General features: G+C 64.3%; 6 protein-coding genes. 3 read left to right on the top strand and 3 right to left on the bottom strand.

All coding sequences use genetic code 11. From position 1 onward, the window contains the following. Positions 1-3118 (top strand): bifunctional proline dehydrogenase/L-glutamate gamma-semialdehyde dehydrogenase PutA (gene putA / locus VF497_RS00460; RefSeq protein WP_330885158.1); only part of this gene is annotated, 3118 nt, incomplete at its 5' end. Positions 3119-3120: 2 nt separating this feature from the next. After that, the gene (locus VF497_RS00455; RefSeq protein WP_330885156.1) at positions 3121-3609 is read left to right on the top strand and encodes a hypothetical protein; all 489 of its coding nucleotides are present in this window, start codon (positions 3121-3123) and stop codon (positions 3607-3609) included. 38 nt (positions 3610-3647) lie between these two features. Here the strand turns inward: VF497_RS00455 and VF497_RS00450 are convergent, their stop codons facing one another. From VF497_RS00450 to VF497_RS00440, 3 genes are all read right to left on the bottom strand, one after another. After that, a complete protein-coding gene (locus tag VF497_RS00450) occupies positions 3648-4139 on the bottom strand; it encodes an REP-associated tyrosine transposase (protein WP_330885154.1) in 492 nt (163 codons plus the stop codon). Positions 4140-4208: 69 nt separating this feature from the next. Beyond that, positions 4209-4637, bottom strand: a complete 429-nt coding sequence (locus tag VF497_RS00445; protein ID WP_330885152.1) for a GFA family protein — start codon at positions 4635-4637, stop codon at positions 4209-4211. A 36-nt stretch (positions 4638-4673) separates the two neighbouring features. After that, on the bottom strand, positions 4674-5009 hold the full coding sequence (locus tag VF497_RS00440; RefSeq protein WP_330885150.1) for a DUF4242 domain-containing protein: 336 nt from the start codon (positions 5007-5009) through the stop codon (positions 4674-4676). Between the two features lie 174 nt (positions 5010-5183). On the opposite strand from VF497_RS00440, the gene VF497_RS00435 reads away from it, so the two are divergent. Next, positions 5184-5828, top strand: a 645-nt coding sequence (locus tag VF497_RS00435; protein ID WP_330885148.1) for a cupin domain-containing protein, incomplete at its 3' end; no start/stop codon positions are given.

Here is a 5828-nt window from a genome sequence, read left to right as displayed (position 1 = left end):
TCCCGCGCCCGACGCGGCACATGCGTTGATGACGGCGGCCTATTGCCGCGACGAAACCGAAGCGATGAACGAACTGCTCGGCCAGGCCGCGCTGCCCGACGCCGAGCGCGATCTCGTGCTGGCGCGCGCAACTGAACTCGTCGCTCGCGTCCGCGCCAAGGCGCAAGACGCCTCGGCGGTCGAAGCGTTCATGCGCCAGTACGACCTGTCGAGCGAGGAAGGCGTGCTGCTGATGTGCGTGGCCGAAGCGCTGCTACGCATCCCGGACAAGGACACGGCCGACAAGCTGATCTCCGACAAGCTCGGCGAAGCGAACTGGGAGTCGCACCTCGGCAAGAGCGATTCGCTGTTCGTCAACGCCGGCACCTGGGGTCTGATGCTGACCGGCAAGTTCATCGAACTGGCCGACGAAACGCAGCGCAACTTCACCGGCGCGCTCAAGCGCCTCGTCGGCCGCGCCGGCGAGCCGGTGATCCGCCTCGCCGTGCGCCAGGCGATGCGCATCATGGGCCACCAGTTCGTCATGGGCCGCACGATCAAAGAGGGCCTCGACCGCGCCCAGGAGAAGGAAAACCGCGCCTACCGTTATTCCTACGACATGCTCGGCGAAGGCGCGCTGACCACGCCGGACGGCGAGCGCTACTACCAGGCCTATGTCGACGCGATCAAGGCTTTGGGCGCACGCGGTCCTTTCAAGGACATCCTCGACGCGCCGTCGATCTCGATCAAACTCTCGGCACTGCATCCGCGCTACGAAGTCGGCAAGCGCGCACGTGTCTACGCCGAACTGCAGCCGAAACTGCTCGCGCTCGCCCAGCTGGCCAAGGCGCAGGGCATCTGCCTGACCGTCGACGCCGAAGAAGCCGATCGCCTCGAACTCTCGCTCGACCTGATCGCGGCGGTACATGCCGATCCGTCTCTGGACGGTTATCAAGGTTTCGGTCTCGCCGTGCAGGCCTACCAGAAGCGCGCGCCGTTCGTGATCGACTGGCTCGCCGAACAGGCGAAGAAGACCGGCCGCCGCTTCTGCGTGCGCCTGGTCAAGGGCGCCTATTGGGATTCGGAAATCAAGCGCGCGCAGGAAGGCGGCCACGCCGGTTATCCGGTGTACACGCGCAAGCCGAACACCGACGTGTCGTATCTCGCCTGCGCCAAGCGCCTGTTCGAACACGGCCAAGCCGCGTTCTATCCGGCCTTCGCCACGCACAACGCGCACACGATCGCGGCGATCCATCACATCGCCAAGGGCCGTCCGTTCGAATTCCAGCGCCTGCACGGCATGGGCGCCGATCTCTACAACGAGGTGATAGGCGAAAAGAATCTCAACGTGCCCTGCCGCGTCTACGCGCCGGTCGGCTCGCACGAGGACCTGCTGCCGTACCTCGTCCGCCGTCTGCTCGAGAATGGCGCGAACACGAGCTTCGTGAACCGCATCGTCGACGAGTCGACGCCGATCAAGGACCTCGTCGCCGACCCGGTCGAGGTCGTGCGCGGCTTCACGAGCAAACCGCATCCCCGCATTCCCCAACCTATCGGCCTCTTTGGCGAACAACGGAAAAATTCCATGGGCGTGAACTTCGGCAACGACAACGAATTGAAGGCGCTGGCTGAAGCCGTCGGCGCAGTGAAGGCAGACTGGAACGCAACGCCGCTCGTGCCGGGTGCGAAATCGAGCGAGCCGCTGCAGGACGTGACCAATCCCGCCGACCGGCGTATGAAAGTCGGCAGCAAGCAGCAGGCTGACGCCGCGACGATCGATCGATCGCTGGTCAACGCCGTCGCCGCACAGCCGGCCTGGGACGCGCTGCCGGCCGCCTCGCGCGCGGCGATTCTCGAGCACGCCGCCGACCTGCTCGAACAACGCCGCGCTCAATTCGTCGCACTGCTCGTGCGCGAAGCCGGCAAGACCTTGCCGGCAGCAATCTCCGAGGTGCGCGAAGCCGCCGACATGTGCCGCTACTACGCGGCGATCGCGCGCAAGCTGTTCCAGCCCGAGAACCTGCCCGGCCCGACCGGCGAATCGAACCAGCTCTCGCTGCACGGCCGCGGCGTGTTCGTCTGCATCAGCCCGTGGAACTTCCCGCTCGCGATCTTCACCGGCCAAGTCGCCGCCGCGCTCGCCGCGGGCAACGCGGTGATCGCCAAACCGGCCGACCAGACCGTGCTGATCGGCCACGCCGCGGTCAAACTGCTGCACGAAGCCGGCGTGCCCGAAGGCGTGCTGCAGTTCCTGCCCGGCAAGGGCTCGATGATCGGCAACGCGCTGCTGACCAAGCCCGACATCGCCGGCGTGTGCATGACCGGCTCGACCGAAACCGCGTGGACGATCAACCGCACGCTCGCCGCGCGCAATGCGCAGATCGCCGCGCTGATCGCCGAGACCGGCGGCCAGAACGCGCTGATCGCCGACTCGTCCGCGCTGCCCGAGCAACTCGTGAAAGACGTGGTCGCCTCCGCGTTCGACTCCGCCGGCCAGCGCTGCTCGGCCGCGCGCGTGTTGTTCGTGCAGGACGACATCGCCGACAAGGTCATCCACATGCTCGCCGGCGCGATGGACGAATTGAAGGTCGGCGATCCCGGCCTGCTCTCGACCGACGTCGGCCCGGTGATCGACGAGCCCTCGCGCAAGAACCTTGCCGACCATGCCGCGCGCATGGACAAGGAAGCGACACTCATCAAGCAAGTGAAGCTTGGCGACGAAACCGCGAACGGCACCTTCCTCGCGCCGCGCGCGTACGAGCTGAAGTCGCTGTCGCAGCTGACCAAGGAAGTGTTCGGTCCGATCCTGCACGTGATCCGCTGGAAGTCCGACGAACTCGACCAGGTCATCGACGCGATCAACGCGACCGGCTTCGGCCTCACCCTCGGCATTCACAGCCGCATCGACTCGACGATCGCGCACATCGCCCAGCGCGCCAAGGTCGGCAACTGCTACGTCAACCGCAACCAGATCGGCGCCGTCGTCGGCGTGCAGCCGTTCGGCGGCGAAGGCCTCTCCGGCACCGGCCCCAAGGCCGGCGGGCCGCACTACCTCACACGCTTCGTTACCGAGCGGACGCTGACGATCAATACCACGGCAGCGGGAGGGAACGCGTCGTTGCTGACATTGGGTGAGTAAAAATGCCTGAGTACAATCTACAGGTTGCGGAAAGGCTTGTAGACGCCGCTCATTTCCTCGAAAAACAGGACGAACCGGGTGCAACCGGTGCGATCCTGTATCTGAGCCTGGTCGCTGCTGAGCTCACACTGAAAGCGCTGCTTGAAAAAGCCGGATGGCCCATTGAACACCTCAGATTCGTGCGCGGCCACAAGCTTGCGGAGTTGCTTATAGATCTTTGCACGTGTGAGGTTCAGGACTCATCCACAGGCATCTGGCAGTCAGCCGCCTCACTCTGCTCCGTAACTGTTGATCGTCGATACATCGACGCGACTGTCGGCAAGCTGCTGCAAGCCGAAACTGCGGGAGCTTCTACGTACCCGAACCAAATCCGCTACGGCGAAGATGTGCATCACTACGATCCAGTTTTGATGCTCGGCGCAGCACGGAAAGCTTTGGAGTGGGCCAAGAATCACGAGCAAACCATCTGTCGGAAAGACCGTAGCGCGTAGGTTGGGGTGAGCGCAGCGAACCCCAACATCATTCCGCATCACCCCCAATCACCCGGCAAATCGCCCAAGCGCATATACCGGTGAATTGAGGAGAACCGCCAATCCGCGGCGCGCAACGCATGTCCATGTTTCACGGGATTGAAATGGACGTAATCGATATGACGCTGCAGATCGATTTCGTCGCGAATCTGATGCTCCCAGAATCGTCGTTGCCACAGGCCGCGCTCGCCCTTCGCTCGCCGACTCGGCCGGATAGGCTCGCTGCGTTCGATGCGCCGCGAAAAGCCTGCCTTGATCAACGCCCAGCGTGTTGAGTAGTCCGCGTCGTCTTGCGGTTGCGTCCAGATCGCGTGGAGGTGATCCGGCAAGACGATCCACGCCACGATTTCGAATGGATGCCGCTGCTTAACCAGGCGCACGCTGGCGCGTAAGTCGTCGATCCGATCGACCAGCAAACGGCTGGATCGATCGGTGAGATTCACCGTAAAAAAATACGTCCCGCCGGATACGTTCGCTCGTCGGTAGCGCATTGGAGGATGGTGAGGCAGTCTGTTGGGGTTCGCAAGCTCACCCCAACCTACGGCGCTTTGCCGTCAGCGCTATTCCGCCAGCGCCACGCCCGACCCACCCATCTCCGCCGGCACGTCTTTCATCTTCGGCAGGCCGTCGTGCATGCGCAGCTTGGTCTCTTGATAATGCACGTGCACGCCGGGTTTGAATGACAGATCGGGAATAACGGCGGCGTAGACGTCGACGAGGTTCCACGCCGGATGGCGGGTGAACAGGTGGCCGCCGCAGGTCTTGCACCATTGGCGCTCGCTCGCGGGCGTCTTCGCATAGCTGCCGATGTTGTCGGCGCCCGCGGTGATCTTCAACGCGTCCGGCGGCCACAGCGTGAAGGCGTTGAGCGGCCCGGCCGACCAGGCGCGGCAGGATTCGCAATGGCAGTAACCCATCGCCACGGGCTCGCCGGTGAGGGTGAATTGCACCGCGCCGCAGAAGCAACGGCCTTGATGGTTTGCGCTCATGTTCTATCCTCTTTGGCGTCGGCGCGGTGCTGCGTGCTACTTCGATTCGAGCGTCACGGGAATCTCGGTGACCGAGTCGACCGGAATCTTGTTGGCCACGGCCGCGTCGCGCACCGCTTGTTCGCTCGGACCCTCGTAGACACAGAACGTCTTGGTCTTGTCGGCGTTCGCATACGAAGTGACCCAGGTCACGCCGAACTTGGCATTGGTCGCGTTGACACTCTGCTTGGCCTTGGCATCGAGACCGTCGAGTGCGCCTTTCGGAAAAGTGCGCTCGATCATGTAGCGATGCGTAGCGGATGACGCGGCGGTATCGGCGGCGCAGGCGGCGCCAGTCAACATCAGGCTCACAGCGATGGCGAGAATTTTCATGGCAGTCTCCTCTGGTTGAACGCGCTTCGGGTTTCGGCGGCAAGTACCGATGCAGGCGACCGCAGGCTGTTGAATTGCCCCCTTCGCCCGACGCCACTAGTATCCGCTTCGGGCCTGCGCGGAACTTCGCCGACACTCTCCAGTTCTTGATCGAAACTCCTTGATCGAAACTCCATGGACGCGCTTTCCGACGTACTCAAATCCGTGCACTTCGACGGCGCCGTGTTCCTCAACGCGGAATTCACCGCGCCGTGGTGCGTGCGCGGCGAGTCGGGCTGGGCGATCTATCGCGACCGCGTCGCGCCGGCCGAGCACATGGTGTTCTTCCACTTCATCGTGCAGGGGCGCTGCAAGCTGCGCCTGCGCGACACCGGCGAGATGGTGGAAGCCGGTGCCGGCGATCTCGTGCTGTTTCCGCAGGACGATCGCCACCTGATGGGCAGCGACTTGCAGATCGCCGCGCTCGGCGACGAAGGCACCGGCGCTGCCGAGGTGACCGACGATCCGCAATTCATCCAGATTCGTTACGGTGGCGGCGGCGATGCGACGCGCTTCGTCTGCGGCTATCTGCTCTGCAGCCGCAGCATGTGTCGGCCGCTGTTCGAGGCGCTGCCGCGCATGCTGCGCATTCCGATCGGCGACGGCCACGCCGCGGCGCTGTTGCGCGAGCTGCTGCAGGCCGGCGTGCGCGAGTCCTTGCACGCGAGTCCGGGCACCGCATCGACCCTGGCCAAGCTCGCCGAACTCATGCTCGTGGAAGCGATGCGCCGCTACGTCGAAAGCCTGCCGCCCGAGGGCCGCGGCTGGCTCGCCGGGCTG

This window comes from Rudaea sp. (assembly GCF_036383415.1).
In the GTDB taxonomy this organism is placed as follows: Bacteria; Pseudomonadota; Gammaproteobacteria; order Xanthomonadales; family Rhodanobacteraceae; genus Rudaea.
Note: the sequence above shows the minus strand (reverse complement) of the source record. Positions and strands in the feature narration are given on the sequence as shown.